Origin of the sequence: Acinetobacter entericus (assembly GCF_026168575.1) — a bacterium.
Classification (GTDB): domain Bacteria; phylum Pseudomonadota; class Gammaproteobacteria; order Pseudomonadales; family Moraxellaceae; genus Acinetobacter; species Acinetobacter bouvetii.
This window is the reverse complement of record NZ_JAPEQW010000117.1, coordinates 1-750: the sequence shown is the minus strand read 5'-3', so window position 1 is coordinate 750 and position 750 is coordinate 1. Positions and strand designations below refer to the sequence as shown.

The following is a 750-nucleotide window of genomic DNA, read 5'->3' as shown; positions in this document are numbered from 1 at the left end:
CCAGAGTCGCCGCGGTTTCCTGCTTCAACAGTGCTTGAACGGAACCCGGTGCTCGACCCCTCCGACCCCCGCCGGCCGCTTCGAGCCTGAGCCCTTTGCAACTTCGTCGTTCCGCCGCTCCAGCGTCGCCACCGCGCCTCGCCCCGCCGCCACCATGACCACCGCGTCTCCCTCGCAAGTGCGCCAGAACTACCACCAGGACGCGGAGGCTGCCATCAACCGCCAGATCAACCTGGAGTTGTATGCCTCCTACGTCTATCTGTCTATGTCTTGTTATTTTGACCGAGATGATGTGGCTCTGAAGAACTTTGCCAAATACTTTCTCCACCAATCTCATGAGGAGAGGGAGCATGCCGAGAAACTGATGAAGCTGCAGAACCAGCGAGGTGGCCGAATCTTCCTGCAGGATATAAAGAAACCAGACCGTGATGACTGGGAGAGCGGGCTGAATGCAATGGAGTGTGCACTGCACTTGGAAAAGAGTGTGAATCAGTCACTACTGGAACTGCACAAACTGGCTACTGACAAGAATGATCCCCACTTATGTGACTTCATTGAGACGTATTATCTGAGTGAACAGGTGAAATCCATTAAAGAACTGGGTGACCACGTGACCAACTTACGCAAGATGGGTGCCCCTGAAGCTGGCATGGCAGAATATCTCTTTGACAAGCACACCCTGGGACACGGTGATGAGAGCTAAGCTGACTTCCCCAAAGCCACGTGACTTTACTGGTCACTGAGGCAGTG

Annotated in this window: 1 protein-coding gene; it reads left to right on the top strand. The window is 54.5% G+C overall.

The genetic code is table 11. The features are described from left to right. Positions 1-703, top strand: a 703-nt coding sequence (locus OKC24_RS20215) for a ferritin family protein (RefSeq protein ID WP_265466303.1), incomplete at its 5' end; no start/stop codon positions are given. Positions 704-750: the final 47 nt, after the last annotated feature.